The sequence below is a fragment of the Salisediminibacterium beveridgei genome (genome assembly GCF_001721685.1).
Taxonomy (GTDB): Bacteria; Bacillota; Bacilli; order Bacillales; family Salisediminibacteriaceae; genus Salisediminibacterium; species Salisediminibacterium beveridgei.
In genome coordinates this window covers 2,043,835-2,066,898 of the sequence record NZ_CP012502.1, presented here as the reverse complement: position 1 = coordinate 2,066,898, position 23,064 = coordinate 2,043,835, and the positions used below count along the sequence as shown (strand labels likewise).

Annotated in this window: 24 protein-coding genes; all 24 read left to right on the top strand. The window is 43.7% G+C overall.

Going from position 1 to position 23,064, the window contains the following annotated elements; all coding sequences use genetic code 11:
* Nucleotides 1-212: 212 nt before the first annotated feature.
* The 24 genes from BBEV_RS09635 (at nucleotide 213) to BBEV_RS09520 (ending at nucleotide 22,841) form a co-directional block, all read left to right on the top strand.
* Complete coding sequence (locus tag BBEV_RS09635) at nucleotides 213-1,121, top strand: ketopantoate reductase family protein (protein ID WP_069365283.1); 909 nt, start codon at nucleotides 213-215, stop codon at nucleotides 1,119-1,121.
* Nucleotides 1,122-1,124: 3 nt separating this feature from the next.
* The gene (locus BBEV_RS09630) at nucleotides 1,125-1,505 is read left to right on the top strand and encodes a DUF3397 domain-containing protein (RefSeq protein ID WP_069365282.1); all 381 of its coding nucleotides are present in this window, start codon (nucleotides 1,125-1,127) and stop codon (nucleotides 1,503-1,505) included.
* Nucleotides 1,506-1,583: 78 nt separating this feature from the next.
* Nucleotides 1,584-3,221, top strand: coding sequence for a bacillithiol biosynthesis cysteine-adding enzyme BshC (gene bshC, locus BBEV_RS09625; protein ID WP_232318319.1), 1,638 nt, complete (start codon nucleotides 1,584-1,586; stop codon nucleotides 3,219-3,221).
* A 168-nt stretch (nucleotides 3,222-3,389) separates the two neighbouring features.
* A complete protein-coding gene (mraZ, locus tag BBEV_RS09620) occupies nucleotides 3,390-3,821 on the top strand; it encodes a division/cell wall cluster transcriptional repressor MraZ (protein WP_069365280.1) in 432 nt (143 codons plus the stop codon).
* A 42-nt stretch (nucleotides 3,822-3,863) separates the two neighbouring features.
* Nucleotides 3,864-4,799, top strand: coding sequence for a 16S rRNA (cytosine(1402)-N(4))-methyltransferase RsmH (gene rsmH / locus BBEV_RS09615; RefSeq protein ID WP_069365279.1), 936 nt, complete (start codon nucleotides 3,864-3,866; stop codon nucleotides 4,797-4,799).
* Nucleotides 4,800-4,812: 13 nt separating this feature from the next.
* A complete protein-coding gene (gene ftsL / locus BBEV_RS09610) occupies nucleotides 4,813-5,199 on the top strand; it encodes a cell division protein FtsL (protein ID WP_069365278.1) in 387 nt (128 codons plus the stop codon).
* Nucleotides 5,200-5,211: 12 nt separating this feature from the next.
* Nucleotides 5,212-7,404 carry a penicillin-binding protein gene (locus BBEV_RS09605; RefSeq protein ID WP_069365277.1) on the top strand — a complete coding sequence of 731 codons (2,193 nt, stop codon included), beginning with the start codon at nucleotides 5,212-5,214 and terminating at the stop codon, nucleotides 7,402-7,404.
* 149 nt (nucleotides 7,405-7,553) lie between these two features.
* A complete protein-coding gene (locus BBEV_RS09600) occupies nucleotides 7,554-9,023 on the top strand; it encodes a UDP-N-acetylmuramoyl-L-alanyl-D-glutamate--2,6-diaminopimelate ligase (protein ID WP_069365276.1) in 1,470 nt (489 codons plus the stop codon).
* Nucleotides 9,020-10,372, top strand: a complete 1,353-nt coding sequence (locus tag BBEV_RS09595; RefSeq protein WP_069365275.1) for a UDP-N-acetylmuramoyl-tripeptide--D-alanyl-D-alanine ligase — start codon at nucleotides 9,020-9,022, stop codon at nucleotides 10,370-10,372. The genes BBEV_RS09600 and BBEV_RS09595 overlap by 4 nt, the downstream gene beginning before the upstream one ends.
* Before the next feature lie 22 nt (nucleotides 10,373-10,394).
* Nucleotides 10,395-11,369 (top strand): phospho-N-acetylmuramoyl-pentapeptide-transferase, encoded by a 975-nt coding sequence (gene mraY, locus BBEV_RS09590; RefSeq protein ID WP_069365274.1) that lies wholly within the window; start codon nucleotides 10,395-10,397, stop codon nucleotides 11,367-11,369.
* A complete protein-coding gene (gene murD, locus BBEV_RS09585; RefSeq protein WP_198154976.1) occupies nucleotides 11,366-12,736 on the top strand; it encodes a UDP-N-acetylmuramoyl-L-alanine--D-glutamate ligase in 1,371 nt (456 codons plus the stop codon). The genes mraY and murD overlap by 4 nt, the downstream gene beginning before the upstream one ends.
* Nucleotides 12,733-13,860 carry an undecaprenyldiphospho-muramoylpentapeptide beta-N-acetylglucosaminyltransferase gene (murG, locus tag BBEV_RS09580; protein ID WP_069365272.1) on the top strand — a complete coding sequence of 376 codons (1,128 nt, stop codon included), beginning with the start codon at nucleotides 12,733-12,735 and terminating at the stop codon, nucleotides 13,858-13,860. Before murD ends, murG begins: the two co-directional genes overlap by 4 nt.
* The gene (gene murB / locus BBEV_RS09575) at nucleotides 13,857-14,801 is read left to right on the top strand and encodes a UDP-N-acetylmuramate dehydrogenase (RefSeq protein WP_069365271.1); all 945 of its coding nucleotides are present in this window, start codon (nucleotides 13,857-13,859) and stop codon (nucleotides 14,799-14,801) included. Before murG ends, murB begins: the two co-directional genes overlap by 4 nt.
* Nucleotides 14,802-14,880: 79 nt before the next feature.
* Nucleotides 14,881-15,657 carry a cell division protein FtsQ/DivIB gene (locus BBEV_RS09570; RefSeq protein ID WP_069365270.1) on the top strand — a complete coding sequence of 259 codons (777 nt, stop codon included), beginning with the start codon at nucleotides 14,881-14,883 and terminating at the stop codon, nucleotides 15,655-15,657.
* Entirely contained in the window at nucleotides 15,641-16,348 is a 708-nt protein-coding gene (locus BBEV_RS09565) for a DUF881 domain-containing protein (RefSeq protein ID WP_069365269.1), read from the top strand. The genes BBEV_RS09570 and BBEV_RS09565 overlap by 17 nt, the downstream gene beginning before the upstream one ends.
* Nucleotides 16,345-17,043 (top strand): DUF881 domain-containing protein, encoded by a 699-nt coding sequence (locus tag BBEV_RS09560; protein ID WP_084007322.1) that lies wholly within the window; start codon nucleotides 16,345-16,347, stop codon nucleotides 17,041-17,043. The genes BBEV_RS09565 and BBEV_RS09560 overlap by 4 nt, the downstream gene beginning before the upstream one ends.
* A gap of 5 nt (nucleotides 17,044-17,048) precedes the next feature.
* Nucleotides 17,049-17,414, top strand: coding sequence for a small basic family protein (locus tag BBEV_RS09555; RefSeq protein WP_069365268.1), 366 nt, complete (start codon nucleotides 17,049-17,051; stop codon nucleotides 17,412-17,414).
* Nucleotides 17,415-17,514: 100 nt separating this feature from the next.
* Nucleotides 17,515-18,819, top strand: a complete 1,305-nt coding sequence (gene ftsA / locus BBEV_RS09550; RefSeq protein WP_407690229.1) for a cell division protein FtsA — start codon at nucleotides 17,515-17,517, stop codon at nucleotides 18,817-18,819.
* A gap of 50 nt (nucleotides 18,820-18,869) precedes the next feature.
* The gene (gene ftsZ / locus BBEV_RS09545) at nucleotides 18,870-19,994 is read left to right on the top strand and encodes a cell division protein FtsZ (RefSeq protein ID WP_069365266.1); all 1,125 of its coding nucleotides are present in this window, start codon (nucleotides 18,870-18,872) and stop codon (nucleotides 19,992-19,994) included.
* Between the two features lie 50 nt (nucleotides 19,995-20,044).
* The gene (locus tag BBEV_RS09540) at nucleotides 20,045-20,719 is read left to right on the top strand and encodes a YggS family pyridoxal phosphate-dependent enzyme (protein ID WP_069365265.1); all 675 of its coding nucleotides are present in this window, start codon (nucleotides 20,045-20,047) and stop codon (nucleotides 20,717-20,719) included.
* Nucleotides 20,720-20,787: 68 nt separating this feature from the next.
* Nucleotides 20,788-21,216, top strand: a complete 429-nt coding sequence (locus BBEV_RS09535; protein WP_069365264.1) for a cell division protein SepF — start codon at nucleotides 20,788-20,790, stop codon at nucleotides 21,214-21,216.
* Between the two features lie 22 nt (nucleotides 21,217-21,238).
* On the top strand, nucleotides 21,239-21,499 hold the full coding sequence (locus tag BBEV_RS09530; protein WP_069365263.1) for a YggT family protein: 261 nt from the start codon (nucleotides 21,239-21,241) through the stop codon (nucleotides 21,497-21,499).
* Between the two features lie 27 nt (nucleotides 21,500-21,526).
* Nucleotides 21,527-22,303: a YlmH family RNA-binding protein gene (locus tag BBEV_RS09525; RefSeq protein ID WP_069365262.1), complete on the top strand. Its 777-nt coding sequence runs from the start codon at nucleotides 21,527-21,529 to the stop codon at nucleotides 22,301-22,303.
* Nucleotides 22,304-22,346: 43 nt separating this feature from the next.
* Nucleotides 22,347-22,841: a DivIVA domain-containing protein gene (locus BBEV_RS09520; RefSeq protein ID WP_069365261.1), complete on the top strand. Its 495-nt coding sequence runs from the start codon at nucleotides 22,347-22,349 to the stop codon at nucleotides 22,839-22,841.
* The last annotated feature ends 223 nt before the right edge of the window (nucleotides 22,842-23,064 follow it).

Genomic DNA, 23,064 nt, shown 5'->3' with positions numbered 1-23,064 from the left:
TCCAGCTCATTTCTCATGAATAATGAATTGTGTGGATGATTTTACTCTTTTATTATAATTCATTTACACAAAAATGAAAACGTATTCGTTTGAATCTCCTGTTCTGAGAATTTCAGATCGCCATCTTGATTAAAAATCCCAAAATTGACATACTGAACAGATGTGAATATGGTATGCTGAAATTCAGGTGTGCCAATAAGGAGGAATCTCTTATGAGGGCTGTAATTTTTGGTGCTGGAGCGGTTGGTCTGTTCACTGCAGCTCATTGGCAACAAAAGGGGATAGAAGTGATGTTGGTGAGCCGCTCTCAGGAACAGGCCGATGCTGTTCAAGCAGGGGGCATCACTGTGAGAGCCACAGGGCATACATGGAAGGAATATGTCCGTGCAGCAGATTCTGAACGATTGACGGATATCGATTTTACAGATATTGACATCATGGTCAATGCATTGAAACAAACCAATTTACCAGAGTGGTTTGAACAAATTAAACACATCATTCCTCCCAACATAAAAGAAGATGTCCCGATTTTATTTCTGCAAAACGGAATGGGGCACATCGAAGAAGCTTCCAAATACGGTTTTTTTAAGGCTTTCCCTGCTATTGTTACACATGGGATCATGAAACATTCTCATACGGAGGTGGAGCATACTGGTAAAGGGGCTTTGATCATGGATGATTCGTTAAATAAAGGACTTGTAACGCTTCTCCACAATGAACCGGATTATCCAGTTCACCAGACAGGGAACGTGGAAGATTATCAAAAAAAGAAATTAATTGTAAATGCTGTGGTAAATCCGATTACGGCGCTTTATGGTATCCGAAATGGGGAATTGATCGAAAACGAGCAGCTTTTGGCTATTGGACGCAGTGTTTTTGATGAAGCGACTCCCATTTTAAAACTGAAAGACGACGACTGGTCGTTTGTTCTTGACGTATTAAGAAAAACTGCGAAAAATGAATCCTCCATGAAAGTTGATATTGATCATGGCAGAAAAACTGAAGTGGATGCAATCCTGGGATTTATCATTCGCGAAGGAGAAAAGATAGGCTTACCGGTTACGGTGACTCAAAAATTATTGTACGACATACATCAACTGGAATATCAAAGGGGAATCTGATTAATGGCAACCGTATTAACCCATGTTTTTGCAACTTTTATCACCTGGCCTGTGCTGGTTATTTTCCTGGCTTATCTGATTCAATTTATCTGGTCCGGTCATCACCGGCGAAAGGTGAAAAGATCTGTAGACATCTCTGTACCCTTCTTTATGGCCGCGATTTACTTTATCATTCAGGAAATCTGGCTGATCGATATGTGGTTTCCGATAACAGCGGTATTTATTGTGTTACTCGGCCTGACACTTTTTATTTACTGGCGGTTGTACGATGATGTGCTACTCATGCGTGCATTCATTACGGCCTGGCGAATACATTTTATTTTTTATTTCTTTAGTTATATTGCACTCATGACCTTTCGAGTTTATCGTGATCTCGCAGGATAAGCATATTCATTGGTGGATGAAAGCAAGTCTGCTATAATTTTTTTGATATTATGACGAGTCAGGAAAGTTGGATGTGTGATGAAACTTGAACAATTAAATCATTCCCCTTCTGGATTTGTGAGGGAATACATAAAATTCAGTGGTGCATTGCGTCATTTCTTTGACTATACATTGAGTGATGATGATGAGCAGGCACGATTTGATGAACTTGAAAAATATACATATCAGCGTCAGGCATTATGTGATGCGTTACTGCATTTTCAACAGGGCAATAACCTGGAGGACGCTGAAGCGATCATGAATATAGAACGCCTCAGATCAGATAGGGCAACGGTTGTCATTGGTGGTCAGCAGGCAGGAATCTTTGGAGGACCTCTTTACACTGTTCATAAAATGCTGTCAATATTGCTCGAAGCAAAGAGATTGGAAGAGAAATACGATCGCCCGGTAATTCCGGTATTTTGGATCGCGGGGGAAGATCATGATGAAGATGAGATCAACCATACGTATGTTTATGATGATCGACAGCGTAAATGCAAATTAAAAAACAGCAGTCCGCTCAAACTGCCGGCTTCTGAGCAGCATATTTCAAAAAAGGATGTACAGCATGTGTTGACTGCTTTGCTTGAAGTTGATCATGAATCCTTCAGAACCAGAGAGTTGATTGATGAGATTGATCATTTGCTTGAAGACGTCGAAACCTACAGCACGTTTTTTTGGAAGTGGTTCCAAAACCTCTTCGAAGGAACCGGACTGGTTTTTATGGATGCACATGATCCGGAAATTCGGAGCCTGGAAAAAGAATATTTTGCGGATCTGATTCATTGCAACGCGGAAATCAGGAAGGCTTTTCGAAATACTGCCTCAGCGTTAAAGCAGGCAGGATACGGAGAACCCATCGAGACTTTCGATCAGAATTCACATCTTTTTGTCCACGATATCAATGGTGAACGCCAATTACTCTCCGCAGTGGGTGAAAATCAGTTTGCAGACCCTGCTTCGGGCTGTCACTGGACAAAAGAGGAACTCATCGCCGAACTGCGTCAAGGTCGTCTGAAACTGAGTAATAATGTCGTGACAAGACCTTTGATGCAGGATCTGCTTTTTCCTGTACACACGTTCATTGGCGGAGCCGGTGAAATTCGCTATTGGGGTACTTTGAAAGAAGCCTTTTCAGTACTTGGTCATCAGATGCCTTTGGTCCGGCCGAGACTTCATTTTACGATTGTCGACCGGAAAAGTGAAAAAGAGCTGAAGCGATACGAGCTTCAAATTGAAGAGGTCATTCGTGATGGTGTTGCTCACAAAATCGATGAATTATCGAAGCGAAACGTGAGAGTCAATGATAAAGAGGTATTGACGGACTTTGAAAATAATTTGAAACAGGCAATTGATCAGTTGAAACAGTCTTACTCGGGGGAACCCGGGCATTATGAGCAAGCAGGTTTGCATTTGGAAAAAGAATTAATAAAGAAATTTGAAGAACATTCGAAAGAGATCAGAAGACTGAGGGCATTAGATCAGAGCCAACATATCACACGACTGTCTGATGTCGAGGGGAGACTTGCTCCTGGCGGTCAGCTGCAGGAACGCACCTACTCGATCGTTTCTCTCCTTCATACATATGATACGAAGTTCGTCAATCTTTTGTATGATCTATTGGGCGCTTACCCGAAAAAATTCGATGGCGGAGAACACATAGCTTTATACTTGTAAGAAGGATTACCCAGCAGCTGGGTGATCCTTTTTTGTATAAAGGTAAAATCTAGAATTATAAGTAAAAAGACCCCTATTACTAAAATTTCTGACTTTATTTCGAAATAGAGTGGTAGAAAGTGGAGGGATGTGGTAGATTAGTGTTATAGAGTGGGAGGGGGAGACTGTATGTTCATGGGAGAGCATCATCATAATATTGATGATAAAGGACGAATGATCATACCTGCCCGATTCAGAGAAGGTCTGGGTTCCCGTTTTATTGTTACAAGAGGGATGGAGAAATGTTTATTCGTTTATCCCGAATCAGAATGGAAAATCATTGAAGAGAAGCTGAAATCCTTGCCCTTCACCAAAAAAGATGCGAGGGCGTTTACCCGGTTCTTTTTCTCAGGTGCAGTGGAATGTGAACTGGACAAACAGGGGAGAGCCAATATTCCTGGAATTCTTCGTACATATGCTGGACTGGAAAAAGAATGTGTCGTAATCGGTGTCAGCAGCCGCGTGGAGATTTGGAGTAAAGAAGCGTGGGAAAATTATTTCGCGGAATCAGAGGAATCCTTCAGTGAGATTGCAGAAAGCATCGTTGATTTCGATTTATAACTAATTGATATAAAACGGAAAGAGAAGAGAGGAGGAGAGGGATTGTTTGAACATGATACCGTACTCCTTGAGGAAACCATTTCAGGTTTAAATATTAAAGCAGACGGCGTCTATGTTGACTGCACATTAGGCGGTGGAGGCCATAGTCAGCGAATACTTGAGAAACTTGGTCCGAATGGCAAACTGATCGCGTTTGACCAGGATGCTCAAGCTTTGGCCCATGCAATGGAACGACTTTCAAAATGGCAGTCGATGATTCACCCTATTCAGCGGAATTTCAGATTTCTTAAAGAAGAGTTAATGAATTTAGGATATGACAAGGTAGATGGGTTCGTCTTTGATCTCGGTGTATCATCTCCACAATTTGATGTTCCGGAACGTGGCTTCAGTTACCGGTTCGATGCCCCATTGGACATGCGGATGGACCAAAGCAGCCCCCTAAGTGCTTACGAAGTTATAAACGAATGGTCTTTTCATGATTTGATGAAGATTATCAGCCGGTATGGAGAAGAGAAATTCGCCAAATCCATTGCAAGGAAAATAGAAAAACAGCGTGAAATCAAACCGATTAAAACCACTTACGAACTGGTTGAAATTATAAAGGATGCAATACCAGCCCCGGCAAGACGAAAAGGAGGGCATCCTGCAAAACGAACGTTTCAGGCCATCCGAATCGCTGTAAATGACGAACTCGGCGTGTTTGAACAAGCACTCGAGGATGCGATCGAGATGACAGAAACAGGTGGAAGAATAGCCGTTATTACGTTTCATTCTCTTGAAGACCGGATTTGTAAACAGTTGTTCAAAAAGAAAAGTCAGCCGCCGGAATTACCGAAAGGTATGCCTGTCATCCCCGATGGTTTTGAACCGGAACTGAAACTGGTCAATCGTAAACCGATTACCGCGGTTGATCTTGAGTTGGAAGCGAATAACCGCGCTCATTCAGCAAAGTTGAGGATCGCGGAAAAACAAACTTAACAGGAGGGATAGTATGAGTGCGGTAAAGAATCCTCGTCAAACGCTCGTATCACCTGCGAGACAAGTTGAGAAGCATCAAGTCAAGGAGCGGATTTATAAAGGACGTTTTACAAAAGGGGAGAAACTCATCTATTCCTTTGGTGTCATTGCTATGACACTGGTATGTTTTGTATTGATCACGAATTATGCCTTGATGTATATGTCCAATCACGATATTCAGCAGATGGAGCAACAAATCGTTCAACAGGAAAGCGCAATTGACGGGTTATCACTTCAAGTGAAGGAACTATCGGATCCGGACCGCATTCTATATATCGCTCAAAATGATTTGGGAATGACTTTAAGCGACGACAAAGTGCATGTCATTCACGGATATTCATCGAATGCTTCGAATGAGTAGGGGCGTGATCTTATGAATGCCAAACGAAGAAAGTCAATGGTTTACCGGGGGGCTTTTTTATTCGCTGTCATGCTCGTTTTGATCGCAGTTTTATTTTCCCGGTTTGTCTACATACAGGCGGCGAAAGAGGTGCAGGGCGAAGATTTGAGAACGATGATTGAGTCCAGGTGGACTGATTCTAGGACCCTCCATGGAAAAAGAGGGTCTATTTTGGATCGGAATGGTGAAATCATCGCAGAAGAAATATCTTCCTACACCATCGTTGCGATTTTGGATGACAGATATGATCGGTATGTGGATGATCCTCTTGAAACGGCTTCTGAATTAGCGAACGTCCTCGATATGGATAAAGGACTTCTGACAGACTATTTGTCGCGTGACGCAGCCCAGGTCGAACTTGGGCCATCTGCAAAAAATTTGAGCTACGAAACCATGAAGAAAGTTGAAAACTTAGATCTTGATGGAATCGTATTCAGAGAAGATCCGCGCAGGTATTATCCGAGGCAGACCTTTGCATCACATGTGATTGGATATACGGAACGGGATATGAGCGTTGCGAGGATGGGTCTTGAAAACACGTTGAATGAATATCTTGAAGGCGAAGCCGGCTCGATCACCTATCAGCGTGATGGAAGAAGGCGACCGCTGTTAAATGCGGATGAACAAATTGAGGAACCGGTTGATGGTGCTGACGTTATTTTGACGATCGATTCGAAAATTCAGACAGCGATGGAACAGACAATGAATCAGGTGGAAGAGGATTACGACCCTGAACGGATGATCGCGATTGCAGCTCATGCCAAGACCGGAGAAATACTCGCGATGTCCAATCGGCCCGGATTCAACCCGAACCACTATGAACAAATTGAGAATTATACGAATTATGCCGTTGCATCAAGGTTTGAACCTGGATCAACGATGAAGATGTTCACGTTGGCTGCAGCCATCGAAGAGGACGTGTACCGGGGGAATGATACGTATCAATCGGGGTCGTATCAAGTGACTGACAGAACGGTGCATGACCATAACCAGGGAAGAGGTTGGGGAGAAATTACTTTTGATGAAGGATTAAGAAGATCATCGAACGTTGCTTTTTCAAAGCTGGCACTTGAACACCTGGGTGAGGAACGATTGTATGACTACATTCAGTCTTTCGGTTTTCGAGAACCGACAGGCATAGATCTTCCAAATGAGACAACCGGAATGATCGCGGATACGTATACGATCGATACAGCAACTACTTCATTTGGACAAGGTTCTGCAGTGTCACCTATTCAGCAAGTGCAGGCAGCGACAGCCATTGCGAATCAGGGGCAGATGATGAAACCGTATGTCGTTGATCAAATTATTGGCGGAACGAAGGGAGATCCGGTCTTAGAACAAAAACCTGAAGTTGCCGGGAATCCGGTCAGTGCGGTGACAGCCAATCGTGTACTGGCACTTCTGGAAACCGCCGTTTCGCATGAAACAGGCACGGGTCGCCCTTATGCCATTGATGGTTTCAAAGTAGCGGGGAAAACAGGAACCGCTCAAATTCCGAATGAGGATTCTCCCGGCTATCAGTCAGGACATGGCAATTACATTTATTCTTTTTTGGGGATGGCTCCGGCACAGGATCCGGAAGTGATTGTCTATGTGGCGGTAGAAAAACCGGATATTGAACCACATGTGCAAGGTAACGAGCCTGTCAGTAAAGTGTTCCGGCAAGTCATGGAGCAATCACTGCAGTATTTGAACATCACACCGACAGAAGATGACGAAGGACTTCCTTTTGCAGAAGAGGTAACGATGCCGGATCATGTCGGAGATGCCGCGGAAGACACTTTTAATTCTTTGATGGAGACCGGTTTCAAGGTCAAGAAGATCGGCGAAGGAAATCAGGTGGCTGCACAGTCACCTCCCCCGGGGACTGAAGCAGTAAACGGTGAAACCGTGTTACTTGTTACAAATGGTGAGGTCTCCATGCCTGATCTGACAGGGTGGTCACTGAGGAGTGTCTATATGCTTTCGGAGTTACTCGATATCGAGGTCGATGCTGACGGAACCGGTTTTGTTTTGCACCAGGTTCCCGAACCGGGTGCGGATACGGCATCGATGAACCGATTGTCCATTCAACTGTCTGGCAGCGAGATGGATGAGGATGTATGGCTGGACCAACAGGAAGAGTCTCTTGAAGAAGAGGATGCTGATTTTTTTATGGATTAGTACGTGAGAGGAATGGTGAAACAGCCATTCCTCTTCCCTGTCTAACAGATTCTTTACAATTCGATTAAGTGGATGACAAATCGCGGGTGTGGAAGTAAAATGAGACAGGGTATATACAACCGTTAATGACGAAACAAAGGGTGATCGCCATGAAATTATATGAACTGACGAACATACTGGCTTCTTGCAGGATTGAAGGGAATCCGGAAACTGACATTCAATCTTTGGAAATGGATTCGCGAAAAGTGATGGAAGGTGCCTTGTTTTTTTGCATCAGAGGATTCACCGTTGATGGTCATGAGTTTGCAAAACAAGCGAAAAGCAAAGGAGCAGTTGCATTTGTGACCGAAAAGAAACTGGATGTTGAAGGAGTTCAGATTATAGTGAATGATTCCAAGCGTGCGATGGCATTGATGTCCGCATGTTTTTATGACTATCCGAGTTCCAAAATGCAAATGATTGGGGTCACTGGGACAAATGGAAAAACAACAGTCACACATTTTATTCAACATCTGCTTAAAGCTGCCGGGAAAAATGCGGGAATGATCGGAACAATGTATACTGAAATGAACGGAATCAAAACCGATACCCTAAACACAACACCGGAATCTTTTGTATTGCAAAGTCTTCTTCACGAGATGACGAATCACAGGGTTGATTCAGTTACTATGGAAGTATCTTCTCATGCTCTACAAATGGGAAGAGTACACGGCACCGATTTTGATATTGGTGTTTATACCAACCTCAGTCAGGATCATCTGGATTATCACAAGACAATGGATCAATATGCATATGCAAAGAGTCTCCTGTTTTCCAGAATGGGTAATGCGGGGAATAACGATGTTCAAAAAAGAGCGGTCATCAATATTGATGATGACTATGCAGAGGTCATGATCGGTGCGTGTGCTGTTCCCGTTTTGACTTATGGCATTCATAATGCATGTGATTTTCGTGCGATGGATGTCGTCATAAAGCCTGGAGGCGTGTTTTTTTCAGTAGAATCTGCAGAAGGGTCTTTTCCGGTCACGCTGACTATGACAGGTTTATTTTCTGTTTATAATGCTCTGGCAGCTTTTGCTGCTGGTTATGCGGCAGGTCTATCCTGTGAATTCATTGCTGAGACATTATCAGATCTACCTCAGGTCAGTGGGCGGTTTGAGACAGTTCCATCTGAACCGGCACCATTTCAGGTGATCGTTGATTATGCCCATACACCAGAGAGTTTGCGAAACGTTTTGGAGACAGCAAAAGCAGCAAATAGTTCGAGATTAACGGTTGTATTCGGATGTGGTGGGGATCGCGACAAAGACAAACGCCCTCTTATGGGAGCGATAGCTGAATCATTGGCCGACAAAGTCTTCATCACATCGGATAATCCGAGATCTGAAGTACCTGAAATGATTATTGAAGATATCCTGAAGGGAATGCAAAAGGAAAATCATCAAGTAATCACCGACAGGAAAGAGGCTATTTATCGTGCAGTGTGCGAAGCGGAAGAAAAAGAATTGATTCTGATTGCAGGTAAAGGACACGAATCATATCAGATCATTGGTGATCAGACATATGATTTTAACGACCGACTTGTGGCAATCGAAGCAATAAAGGAGAGATATCAATGAGTGGACAACTTGACAGGAAATTGATTCAATCGGTCTCCGTCAGTATTCAGGGGCATGCCCCTTTGACGTTTGTTGCCAAAGGGATTGCCTATAATCCGGACCTGATTGAAGAGGGCGATTTATTTGTCCCACTGAAAGGCGAAATGTTTGATGGACACCAATTGATTGAAGCTGCAGTTGAAAATGGCGCAATAGGCGCCTTGTGGCGAAAAGATGAACCCGTGCCCGGTACACTTTCCGACGACTTTCCATTATTTATTGTAAAAGATCCCGAGCAGGCGGTGGCAGAAATGGCAGAGCGCTATCTATTTGACATCGATCCTTCAAGAGTTGCTGTCACTGGGGACTATACCCGGCATTTAACCCGAATTTTTCTGAAAAATATGTTAAAAACCAATTATCGGGTTTATCTTCCTGAAGAAACATTGGGAGATCCGTTTACTTATTTTTCATCGATTTTATCGATGCCCGATGATACGGATATCATATTATTTGATGTACCGGCAAGAACAGATGACATTGTCAAACAGGCAAGTGAGCTGATCATTCCTCAATTGGCAGTCCTTTGCTGCCATCGTGATCAGCATGAGGAAGACATATTGGAACACGCTGGCTATATTGAAGAAGGGATGCGGCCGACAGGAACAATTTTTGTTGACGGGGATCGCTGGATGTCGCGAGACTGGAAGACTGATTCCGTAATATATGGAAATGATCCGGAACATCTCCTTCAAATTGAGTCGGTCGCAGAAGCAAATGAAGAGGTGCAATTCACCATAAAAGGTGTACGGTTTCTTGACTTTCACTTGCCTTGGCTCATGAAGGATCATTTGCAAAGTGTTCTGGCTGCATTTGGGCCTGCGGTTCATTTAGGCATGGGAGCTGAGGTCGTTGCACAAGCGATTTCAGAGCTTGAAATGAAGGATTTCGATCTGGAAGAGTGCCACTCTAAAGATGGTACGGTGGTATTGATTGATCATGGACGGAGTCTGAAAAGCGGCTTGAAGTATTCCCTGGGGATGTTGAAGCACCTCCATCACTTTCAAAGACGTGTTCTGGTTGTGGACGAGGGATTTCAACAAAATCCATTAAAGGAAAAACTGATTCATGAAGTTTTCGCAGATGAATTAAGGTCACCGGTAACCGACATTATTACAATCGGGGAAAAAGCATTCTGGATCAGGAGTGCTCTGAAACATGCAGGAATTCACCTGGAAGGCGGTCATTATGATACCCATCATCAGGCAATGGATGAACTCACTTCTTTACTAAAAGGAGATACCCTGCTGCTTTATAGAGGCCTGAATAGTGAATTATTAAAACAAATGATCAAAGAATGGAACGAATAACAGGAGGAGGCATTTTCTACCCATGTTGCAAGATGGATTAATCATTTCACTGGTGGCAGCTTTTCTATTTACGGCATTTCTGTCACCTGTCTATATTCCGTATTTAAGAAAGCTGAAATTTGGACAAAGTATTCGCGAGGAAGGTCCCGAGTGGCATCAAAAGAAATCCGGCACACCAACGATGGGTGGATTGATGTTTTTAACAGCCATACTGATCGTTGCACTTATCGTCAGCAGTATCTTTCAACTGTTGTCTGCTGAAATTGTAGTTCTTCTTATCGTCACCGTATCATTTGGTGCAGTTGGCTTCATTGATGATTATATTAAGGTAGTCAAAAAACGGAATTTAGGGCTGACTTCAAAACAGAAACTGTTGGGTCAAATCGTTATCTCAGCAGTGGTTTATGCGATATTACTGACGACTGATTTTGATACGGCTGTGTCAGTCCCTGCAACAGGCATTGACATTGAATTTGGCTGGTTTTACTTTATATTATTACTTTTTATGCTCGTTGGAACCAGTAATGCGGTAAATCTGACAGATGGTTTGGACGGACTTGTCGCCGGCAGCAGTGTGATTTCATTTCTTGCATTTGCCTGGATCGCTTATTCGATGGGCATGAATGATGTGGCGCTGTTTGCGATGACAGTAACGGGTGCGATGGCAGCTTTTTTACTTGTGAATGTTCATCCTGCAAAAATATTTATGGGAGATACGGGTTCTCTTGCTCTAGGTGGTGGACTCGCGATGCTGGCGGTCATTACGAAGACTGAACTTCTGCTGATCGTGATTGGAGGCGTATTTGTTATTGAAACGCTCTCCGTCATTTTACAGGTTGCATCATTTAAACTTAGGGGTAAACGAATTTTTAAAATGAGCCCGATTCATCATCATTTCGAAATGTCGGGGTGGAGTGAATGGCGGGTTGTGATCGTATTTTGGGCTGCGGGGCTGCTATTTGCTATTACCGGGGTATGGATTGAGGTGTGGCTGTGATGAAAATGGCTGACTATCAGGGAAAGGAAGTGCTGGTATTGGGCCTTGCGAAAAGCGGGACAGAAGCTGCGCGAATTCTTCTCGACCTTGGTGCTGTTGTGACTGTGAATGATCAGACGCCATATGAAGAGAATCAGGCGGCAAAAGAACTTGAGAAACTTGGTGCAACGGTCGTTTGCGGCTCACATCCTGATTCGCTTGTACATGGAGATCTTGATTTGATGATTAAGAATCCAGGTATCCCATACCGTCATTCGTTGATTCAAAAAGCAATGCGTTTATCGATTCCTGTTGTGACCGAAATCGAATTGGCATGGCAGATTGCTCCGTGCGACATGATTGGCATCACGGGCTCCAATGGCAAAACAACGACAACCACGATGACAGCAAAGATGCTTGAGGGGGGGATGAAAACCCCTGTAGCCGCTGGAAATATTGGTGAAGTGGCTTCAAAAGAAGCCTATAGAGCGACGAGCGAACATGTTCTTGTTGTAGAACTTTCGAGTTTTCAGCTTCAAGGAACTCGTCACTTTAATCCTCATATTGCAGTATTCCTGAATCTGGTGGAAGCGCATTTGGATTATCATGGAACAATGGAGGAGTACGCGTCAGCAAAAAGTCGCTTGTTTTTGAACCAGAGCGAAGAGGATTTCCTGATTTATAATCTGGATGATGTTGAGGTGAGCAGACTGACAGTAGATGCCAAATCCCGTTGTATCCCTTTTTCCACATCTTCTGCTCCAAAGGGCGGGTCGTTTCTTCAAAACGGGATGATCTATATACTGGGGGAGCCGTTAATGCGTGTTGAAGACTTTGCACTGCCAGGAGAATATAACCTGTCAAATGCACTTGCAGCAGCAACGGCTGCTGTTCTTGCTGGAGCAAATCGGGAGCAGGTAAGAAGAGTTATGATGACTTTTTCGGGTGTGCGTCATAGACTGCAATACGTGGACACGATCGGAGACGTAACTTATTATAATAATTCAAAAGCAACAAATGTTCCGGCAACTGTAAAAGCATTAGAAGCATTTGGAAACAGAAAGATGATCCTGATTGCAGGTGGCCTGGATCGGAAATTAAGTTTTCAAGGGCTGAAAGATCCTATGAATCAAACAGCGAAGGCTGTCATTACATACGGGGAAACAGCTGAACAACTTGCAATGACTGCTAAAGAAGCTGGTGTTCCGACAATCTTGTCTGCAGAGACATTGCAAGAAGCAGTCGAACAGTCACGTGCCATCAGTGAACCGGGAGATATCGTCCTGTTATCTCCTGCCTGCGCATCGTGGGATCAGTTTAAAACCTTTGAAGAACGAGGAGAGTGTTTCATTGAGGCTGTAAGGAAGATAAAGGAGGAAACACCATGAGAGTGATGGTTACAGGTGGAGGGACCGGCGGCCATATCTACCCGGCACTTGCGTTGATCAGGCATATGCAAAAAACGACAGATGATCTGGACGTATGTTTTGTCGGGACGGATAACGGGATGGAAGCGACGATTGTTCCACGAGAAGGGATTCCATTTCAATCTGTCAAAATCACCGGATTCAGGCGTAAGTTGTCTTTTGAAAATATCAAGACGGTAATTCGTTTTATGAAAGCAGTACGCACAGCCCGTGGCTACATTCGGACATTTCAACCGGACATCGTGATTGGGACTGGCGGCTATGTCTGCGGGCCGGTCGTCTATGCAGCGTCAAAAGCCGGCATACCGACTGTCATCCATGAACAGAACAGTGTACCGGGTTTAACAAACAAATTTCTTTCCCGCTATGCAGACCGGATTGTAACGTCGTTTGAAGTTGAACCAGGCGCTTTTCCCAAGCATAAGATGCATCTGCTTGGGAATCCTCGAGCAACCGAAGTGGTTTCAAGTGTGGAAGAAGATGGGGAGAGTTACTTAAAACAGGCAGGACTTGACCCGGAAAAACGCACCATTCTTGCGGTTGGAGGCAGCCGTGGTGCAATGCCGGTTAATAATGCGGTCATCAAACTGATTCCGAAATTGACTGGTTCTGCGTATCAGTTGATCTATGTGACAGGCGAAGCACATTATGAACAAGCGAATCAAGCATTACGTGATGCAGGGTTGAATGATCAGGTTCATGTAGTGCCGTACCTGCATAACATGCCAGCTGTTCTTAAAGAAGTGGACTTACTGATTGCAAGAGCAGGGGCTACTACCCTGGCTGAAATAACAGCGCTTGGTTTGCCTTCCATTATGATCCCGAGTCCTTATGTGACAAACAATCATCAAGAGAAAAATGCACGGCTGATTGAACGAGCCGGTGCAGGAATTGTTTTACTGGAAACGGAGTTATCCGCTGACCAATTGTTTAATGAAGTGGATCTTTTGCTCAGTGATGACGGGAAACTCGAACGAATGAAGGAAAACGCAATGAAACTTGGCTTGCCGGATGCGGCACCTGATATGGTCAAAATGATTGATGAATTGATTTTGAATGATCAGAAAGGAACTCCTGAAAAATGAATTCTTTATTACCAACGACAGCGAGAGGGAAGCAATTGATAAGCGAATCCATTGCTAAATTTTCGACGTGGAAAATTGGCGGTGTTGCTGATGTTGTATACGAACCGGCGGATGTAGACGATGCTGTAAACGTGATTCGTCACGTTCAGTCAGAAGAAATCCCCTTTTTCATATTAGGCAAAGGATCAAATCTGATGTTCCCGGACGAAGGAATCAGGGGAGTGGTTATCAAGCTTGCTGATGCGTTAAATCATTTGGAGCAAAACGGAACGGAAATTTTAGCGGGGGCTGGCTATCCGATTATGAAACTGGCTTCGAAAATGAGCAGGCAGGGACTCAGTGGTCTTGAATTTGCTGCAGGGATCCCTGCAACTGTAGGCGGAGCGATTTTTATGAATGCAGGTGCACACGGCGGTGAAATGGCTCAAGTCGTTAAGCGGGTGCATGTTGTTAATCCGAAAGGTGATTTTTTCTGGATGCACCGTGATGAATTAGTGTTTCGCTACAGACATTCGCTCCTTCAAGAAGAGGGTTTGATTTGTCTAGAAGCAGAACTTGAATTGACTGAAGGCGACCCGGAAATGATCTCTCGTGTATTAGACAAGAACAAACAGTACCGTAAAGATACCCAACCCTACGGTGAGCCATCCTGCGGAAGTGTTTTCAAGAATCCTCTTCCTCAATTTGCGGCAAAACTGATTGAGGAAGCTGGACTAAAAGGCTCCACATATGGCGGTGTGACGGTGTCAAAAAAACACGCAAATTTCATCGTCAATCAAAACGGAGGAACTGCAGAAAATGTACTTGATTTGATGGCACATGTTCAAAAAACAGTAGAGAATCTGACCGGGGTAACATTAGAACCGGAAGTGCAGGTGGTAAGGCCTGATGGGACAACTATTCCTGGGGTGAAGGCCCTGTATCATCACAGGAAAAAATAGGTATTCAGTAGTGTTCTGAAGAATTTATTCAGATTGGTATGAATGCTTATCATACCGGGATACAATGGAGGAGTGGGCTATGAAGGATCGTCAAAACGTGAAGGTGGATCGATATGTTCCGGATTTCAGAGAAAGAAGAAGAAAACAGACGCGGCGCAGATTGATTACCTATTTGTGTATTCTTCTTATCCTGCTCTCAATCATATGGTATTTCCAAAGTGAGTTGAGTTATGTGGGGGATGTTCATATCTTTGGAAATGAACGGCTCGCAGAAGTCAGGATCATGGAAGAGGCGGATAACTTTGAGAATGTGTCCATGTGGTCATCTTTTGATGAAACAAGAGAAGCGATTGTTGATCATCCGGTCGTGTCCATGGTTACGATCGAACGTCAATGGCCGAGATCGCTGCAGGTTAAGATCTCGGAATATGAAACTTCAGGTTATATTCAATCTGAAGAAACTGGCGACTTTAAACCTCTCCTTGAAAACGGGATGATCTTGGAAGAAGAGGATTTCCGAACTCAAAATGCACAGGGCCCCGTTATCAGACAGATGAGTACTCACCCACGAATAGGTGAACTCGCAGAAGAACTTCATCAGCTTGATGGTACTGTTACAAGAAGGATTTCCGAAATTGTTCATGAGCCTGAGATCGATGATGAGCACTTAACGTTATATATGACAGACGGATTTATTGTAAATACGGTTATTACCAGTTTTGCGGAATACATGCAGCCCTATCCTGCGGTTGCGGTTCAGCTGAATCCTGAGGAAGACGGAATTCTTCATATGCGTATGACACCTTATTTTGAATCATCTGATGAGGAGGAAGAAGAAATTGAACTTGAAGAGTAAATATATCATCTTGACGATTGTATTATTTATTACCGGTTTGCTGTTCGCAGTCAGTTTTCAACTGGTTCAGGATGGGGTGTTTTCTCAAGAAGAACAAAATACGACAAGTTCTCTCGAAGAAGAAATCCGAAGTGAGATTCTTCAAGAGCAGGAGGCCAATATTGAATTACAGCAGGAAATCAACAGTGTACGAGCTCAGATCAGTGATATCGAGGAAGATTTGGGAGAACGTGAGCGTATACTGTTTAATGTGATAGAGGACATCGACCGGCTCAGAATGTTCAGTGGTACAGTGCCGGTCAGCGGTCCAGGGATTTCTGTGACACTCGCAGATGCAGATTTTGTTAGTGGAGAAGGGAATCCAAATCATTACATCGTTCACGAATACCATATCCAGAAAGTTGTTGATGAACTGAAAGTAGCTGGAGCGGAAGCGGTAGCCATCAATGGACAACGACTAAGACATGACTCGTATATACAATGTGTCGGTCCTGTAGTTGAAGTGGATGGAGAAGTCTCGTTTGCGCCTTTTGAAATCACAGCGATCGGCGACAGTGATACGTTACTCGAAGCCTTGCATCTTCCTGGAGGAGTTCATGATCAATTGTTAAATGAAAATGTACAGGTTCGAACTGAGCAAATCGAGGACTTGATGATCAGACCTGGATATGAACAGGAGGACGTATCATGACAGTCAAACCTGGGCTATTGATGTCATTATTAGCAATGTTTGCCGGGGTGTTAATCATGGTACAACTCCAAGAGGAACCACAGCAGGCTTCAGGAGAGTCAAGAAATATTGTTGAACTCAGAAGTGAGCTTGTCTCCCAACAGGAACGAAGGCAGGAGTTAAATCGCCAGCTTGAGGAACAGCTTTCGTTGATGGACCAGCTAGAATCAGATGATGATATCGAAGAACTGATGGTTGATCTGCAAGAAACATTGAGATTGGATGCGGGATTGACAGAAGTTTCTGGAACGGGTGTTTTGATTGAAATTGACCTGTCTTTTGATGAGACGTATGAAGGCGGTGGTCTTACCCATGTCCCTCCGGAGCTATTGAGACTGTTGATTAATGAACTGAATATTCAGGGAGCTGATCATATCGCCATTGACCAGCAGCGTATTGTTTCTACGAGTGCTGTACGAGAAGTAAATAACAGAACGCTTGTGAATGGACAATGGATCAGTTATTTCCCTGTTCAGGTGAAGGTTCTTACAGAGTACCCTGAAGAACTGCGGTACGCTATGATGGCATCCAATGCAAGAGATATGTTTCAGTATGACAATATGAATTTCACAGCAGAGACAGTGGATGAATTAACACTGCCGGCTTATCAACAATTGCCACGTATCAGACATATGGAAGTGGTTCAGGAGGAATAAACAAGATGTGGCTACCGGTTTTAGGACTGTTGATCGGATTACTGATTGGATTTATCTTAAATCTTCAGGTTGTGAATCTCGATGCAAGTTACCTTGCTGTATCGATTCTTACAGCACTGGATGCATTGTTTGGCGGAATTAAGGCACAGTTGAAACAATCGTTTGATGAAAGGATTTTTTTAACAGGTTTTGTAACAAATTTAATTTTAGCGTTGACTTTGACTTTTCTCGGTGTTCATCTTGGTGTAGACTTGTATCTAGCGGTGATTTTTTTCTTCACAATGAGGATGTTCAATAATCTTGCTGCAGTTCGCAGGTATTTTCTGCTAAATCGCAACAGGAAACATTCGGATAAAGATTCACATGAATGATTCAATGTGGTAAAAGAAATAAAGGAATTTATCAGGTAAATGAAGAAGTAAGTCTACTATCGTCAAATGTCGAATTTGAAGTCACAAGGAGGTGGGTATGTTGGCCAATCAGTCAGCATATGTAACGCTTGATATTGGTTCTTCAGGAATCAGGGTCATGGTAGGAGAAGTGAACCGTGACACGGTTAATATGATTGGTGTTGGTGAGTCGGTATCCAAGGGAATCCGTAAAGGCTCAATTGTGGATATTGATGAAACCGTACAATCAATCAAAGAAGCAGTTGAACAGGCTGAGCGCATGATGAACAGTAAATTGAACCGTGTTGTCGTAGGTGTCACCGGTAATCATATTCAAATGCAACGCTGTCATGGGGTAGTGGCTGTTTCCAGTGAAGACCGGGAAATTGGTGATGAAGATGTCAACCGGGTTATCGAAACTGCACAGGTGGTATCTATTCCGCCAGACAGGGAAATCATTGGCGTAACTCCGAAGCAATTTATTGTAGATTCGCTGGATGAAATCAATGATCCACGTGGTATGATTGGTGTTCGTTTGGAAATGGAAGGCACATTAATCACTGGGTCGAAAACAATGCTGCATAACATGTTGCGCTGTGTCGAGAAAGCCGGATTGGAGATTGCTGACATCGTCCTTCAACCTCTTGCTGCAAGTGAAGTAGCTCTTTCGAAAGATGAAAAAGCGCTTGGTGTCGCTTTGGTTGACTTGGGAGGCGGATCCACCACGGTGACGGTTTTTGATCAGGAGGATCTTGTAGGTACCCGTCAAATCCCGGTCGGTGGTGATCACATCACAAATGATATATCAGTTGGATTTAAAACCTCTAAAGAAGAGGCGGAAGTGGTAAAGTTGAATCATGGTTATGCATATGTTCCCACCGCTTCCGATGAAGAGGATGACAGTTTTGAGGTTTCTAAAATTGGCAGTAAGGAACAGCAGCTCTTCACACAGTGGCAGTTAGCGAATATTATCGAGCCCCGTCTGTCTGAAACGTTTGAACTGGTGCAAAAGGAAATTAAGCGTATGGGCTATGATGAATTGCCAGGCGGTTTTGTATTTATCGGGGGTTCTGCGAGAATGCCTGGTGTAATGGAACTGGCAGAAGAAATTTTCCAGCAGAATACCCGAATCGCTGTACCCGACTACATAGGTGTCAGAGAACCGGCATACACTAATGGAATAGGTTTAATGTTATTTTCACATAAATATATGCGCATTCAAGGAAAAGATGTAACTGCTCGTTTTTCTTCTCAGTCACAAAACACAGAAGAAAGAAACCGGCCCGTGAAGAGTCAATCCCAAACGAAACCACAAAGAAAGAAAGGGGACGACGAACCAGGCGTAAAGGAGAAAGTCAGCAGTATGTTCAAGTCGTTTTTTGAATAATAGACAGCATCAAGAATATAATGGTTGAATAACAGATTGGGGGACCAAACATGTTGGAGTTTGAAATGGATACGGACCAGCTAGCGACAATTAAAGTCATCGGTGTAGGCGGAGGTGGCAGCAACGCTGTAAACCGGATGATTGAGAACGGTTTACAAGGAGTGGAATTCATCGCTGTAAACACAGATGCGCAGGCATTACATCTGTCAAAAGCAGAGCATAAATTGCAGTTGGGTGGAAAATTGACAAGGGGACTAGGCGCAGGTGCCAATCCCGATATCGGAAAAAAAGCGGCTGAAGAAAGCCGGGATCAGCTGGAAGAATACCTGACTGGTGCAGATATGGTTTTCATCACTGCTGGAATGGGTGGCGGAACAGGCACAGGAGCGGCACCTGTTATTGCTGAGATCGCAAGACAGGCTGGTGCACTGACTGTTGGAGTCGTGACAAAACCCTTTACATTTGAAGGACGCCGGCGAATGACGCAGGCTTCTACTGGAATATCAGATTTAAAAGCCAACGTGGATACACTGATTGTGATTCCGAATGACCGACTGATGGAAATTGTCGATAAGAACACACCGATGGTTGAAGCATTCAGAGAAGCCGACAATGTGCTTCGCCAAGGAGTTCAGGGAATTTCTGATTTGATTGCTGTTCCAGGGCTTATTAACCTGGATTTCGCCGATGTGAAGACGATCATGAGTGAAAAAGGTTCAGCATTGATGGGAATTGGCATTGCGACTGGAGAGAGTCGTGCGGCAGAAGCGGCAAAGAAAGCTATTTCATCACCACTTCTGGAAACGAGTGTAGACGGTGCACAAGGTGTGCTGATGAATATTACAGGTGGCACCAATCTCAGCCTGTTTGAAGTGCACGAAGCCGCAGAAATCGTATCATCTGCCTCTGATGAGGAAGTGAACATGATTTTCGGTTCGGTGATCAATGATAATTTGAAAGATGAAATTATTGTCACAGTGATTGCCACCGGATTCGATGAAGCTGCACAACAAAAAGCTCATCCAGAAAGAAAGAAAATGAACTCAGCAGCTCCCAATCGTTCCCCTGAACGGGAAAAACCTTCGAATAAACAACCTGAGCAGGAGCAGCCTTCTCAAGAAGAAATGGATACGCTGGACATCCCAACATTTCTCCGTAATCGGAGACAGCGTTAAGTAAAAATCGATCAGTGCTTAATAACGGAACCGGACAAGGGGGAGCAACATTGAGCGTTTCAGATAATCTCCAGGACATTCACCACCGAATCGAAAATGCGTGCGCCCGTTCGGGTAGACAATTCGATCAAATTAGAATCATCGCTGTCACCAAATATGTCTCTTCTGATCGTGCTCAAGAAGCCATTGATTCGGGGATTCAGCATATTGGTGAGAACCGTGTGGAAGATTACAAAGAAAAGTACGGCCTTATCGGGGATCAGGTGAAATGGCATTTTATTGGCACATTGCAATCAAAAAAAGTCAAAAAAATGATTGATGATTTTGATTATATTCATTCGCTCGACCGTCTGTCCTTAGCTGAAGAAATCGATAAGCGGGCGAACAATAAAGAAATCACCTGTTTTGTTCAAGTAAATGTATCCGGCGAACCGTCAAAAGCTGGTTTAGCCCCGGATGATGTCATCCCCTTTATCAGAAATCTGGAAAAATTCGAATCGATTTCTGTGATTGGTTTAATGACGATGGCTCCCATGGTTGACGATGAAGAAGCATTGAGACATGTCTTCCGAGAACTTCGTGAATTGCGGGACTCGATACGTCAATTAAATCTTGCTCATGCCCCATGTGAAGAGTTGTCCATGGGGATGTCCAATGACTATGAAATTGCTGTCGAAGAAGGAGCAACTTTCATCAGAGTCGGGTCATCGCTTGTCGGTTCCTGATGGCTGATTTAAGACAAGCAGTATTAATAATGGTACGATAAAAAGAGAGTTATAAGAGGTGATACTGCATGACACTGAAGAGTAAGTTCAAACGTTTTTTCGAGCTTGAGGATGAATATGAAGAGCGGACAGTTGAACGAGAGCTTTCGCAGGAAGAAAATGCTGATCTGTCTGGCGAATGGTCCGGCCACGACAAAAAGGACAAACGAAATGTCGTAAGTCTGAGCAGTTTGCAAAGCCAGGCAAAAGTCATTCTTGAAGAACCGCATACGTATGATGAAGTTCAGGAGATTGCAGATCACCTCAAAAATCGACGGGCAGTTGTGATCAACCTGCAGCGTCTGCCGCATGATCAGGCAAAACGGGTTGTCGATTTTCTCAGCGGCACCGTTTACGCCATTGGCGGCAACATCCAGAAGCTCGGACATAATATTTTCCTATGTGCTCCGGATAACGTGGACGTCACAGGTAATATTTCCGAAATGCTTCGTGAGTGAGAATTGAGGAGAGTGAACAAGAATGGAAACGCTAGGCTCTATACTGATTCAGGCACTGAACCTGTATCTGATCATCTGTTTTGTATATATCATTATGTCATGGATTCCGAATGCAAGAGAATCTAATTTCGGACAAGCGATTGGCAAACTGGTAGAACCCTATTTCGCACCATTTCGGCAAATCATTCCGCCCATCGGAATGATTGATATTTCCCCGTTGATCGCGATTGTGGCATTGAATTTTGCCATAAGAGGTATTCGTTTTTTATTTTTCGGCATGTAATGAAACACTGGAGGGTAAAGTCAGGCGATGTCCATTTATCAGCATTTCAGAAAAGAAGAACATTCACTGATCGATCAGGTATTGGATTGGAAACAGCTTGTTTTGGATGAATACCGTCCGAAATTGACGGATTTTCTTGATCCCCGTGAACAGCGGATTGTATCATCTGTCATTGGAAAAGGTGAAGGACTAGAAGTGTTTTTTTCAGGTGGACAGGAGAATGCGGAGCGGAAAAGAGCAATTATCGCTCCGGACTACTTTGAACCTGGGGTAAACGATTTTGAGTACACCTTGTTTGAACTGCAATATCCAGTGAAGTTTGCTACCCTGGAGCATCCTAAAATCCTTGGAACATTGATGGGACTTGGCATTAAACGGGAGAAATTTGGCGACATCCTGAATCAGGAAGACCGTTTTCAGATTATCGTCACCAATGATATAGCAGATTACGTGAAGTTAAATCTCGAAAGCGCGGGAAAGACGAAGATACGTCCCGAGGAAAAGCCACTTGAAGAGATTCTCCCGAATGATTTGATCCTCGATTGGACAAATAAAACAGTGTCTTCGATGCGTCTCGATATTTTACTTGCCGAAGGTTATAACCTGTCCAGATCAAAAGCAAAACCCTTGATCCAGCAGGATAAAGTTAAAGTGAACTGGCGCCATGTCACAGATCCCTCTTTTATAATCCAGGAGGAGGACGTGATTTCAGTCAGGGGATATGGGCGGATGTATGTAGCCGCCATCGAAGGAAACACCAGAAAAGGAAAGATCAAATTGACTTTAGGCTTTCCACAAAGCTGAGGGAAACTGACAAAAGAATTCATCTTGGAGGTGCGTTTCACAAATGGCATTAACACCGTTGGATATCCACAATAAAGAATTTACCCGAGGTTTCAGAGGTTACGATGAAGATGAAGTAAATGAATTTCTTGATCAGATCATTAAAGATTACGAATTGGTTATTCGTGAAAAAAAAGAACTGATGGAAAGAGTTCATGAACTTGATGAAAAATTGAAACATTTTTCAAGTATCGAAACAACGTTGAACAAGTCGATACTCGTAGCTCAGGAATCCGCTGAAGAAGTAAAGCGAAATGCAGACAAGGAAGCAAAGCTTATTATCAAAGAAGCTGAAAAAAATGCAGACCGGATTGTCAATGAGTCTCTTGCGAAATCCCGAAAAATCTCTCTGGAAATTGAGGAATTGAAAAAGCAGTCTTCAGTTTACCGTATGCGTTTTAAAATGCTGTTGGAAGCTCAGCTTGAAATGCTCAATCATGATGACTGGGAAGAACTGCACGCTTCTCTTGATGAAGAAGAGAAGGAACAGGGTTCCTGATTCTTTGAAGTTCCCTTGACGACGGAGTGCGGCTTCATTATACTATAAAAAGTAATATATATTGACGTTGATGGGGTCAGTAAAAGTGATGCAAACCAAAGCAGCGAATCAGGGACGGTGGAAGCCTGGTGGAATCATAACTTTGAAGATCTCCCCTGAGTCCGCATACTGAAAAACCGCTTCAAACGGTTGATTAGGAAATGCCGGTACACAACCGATACAT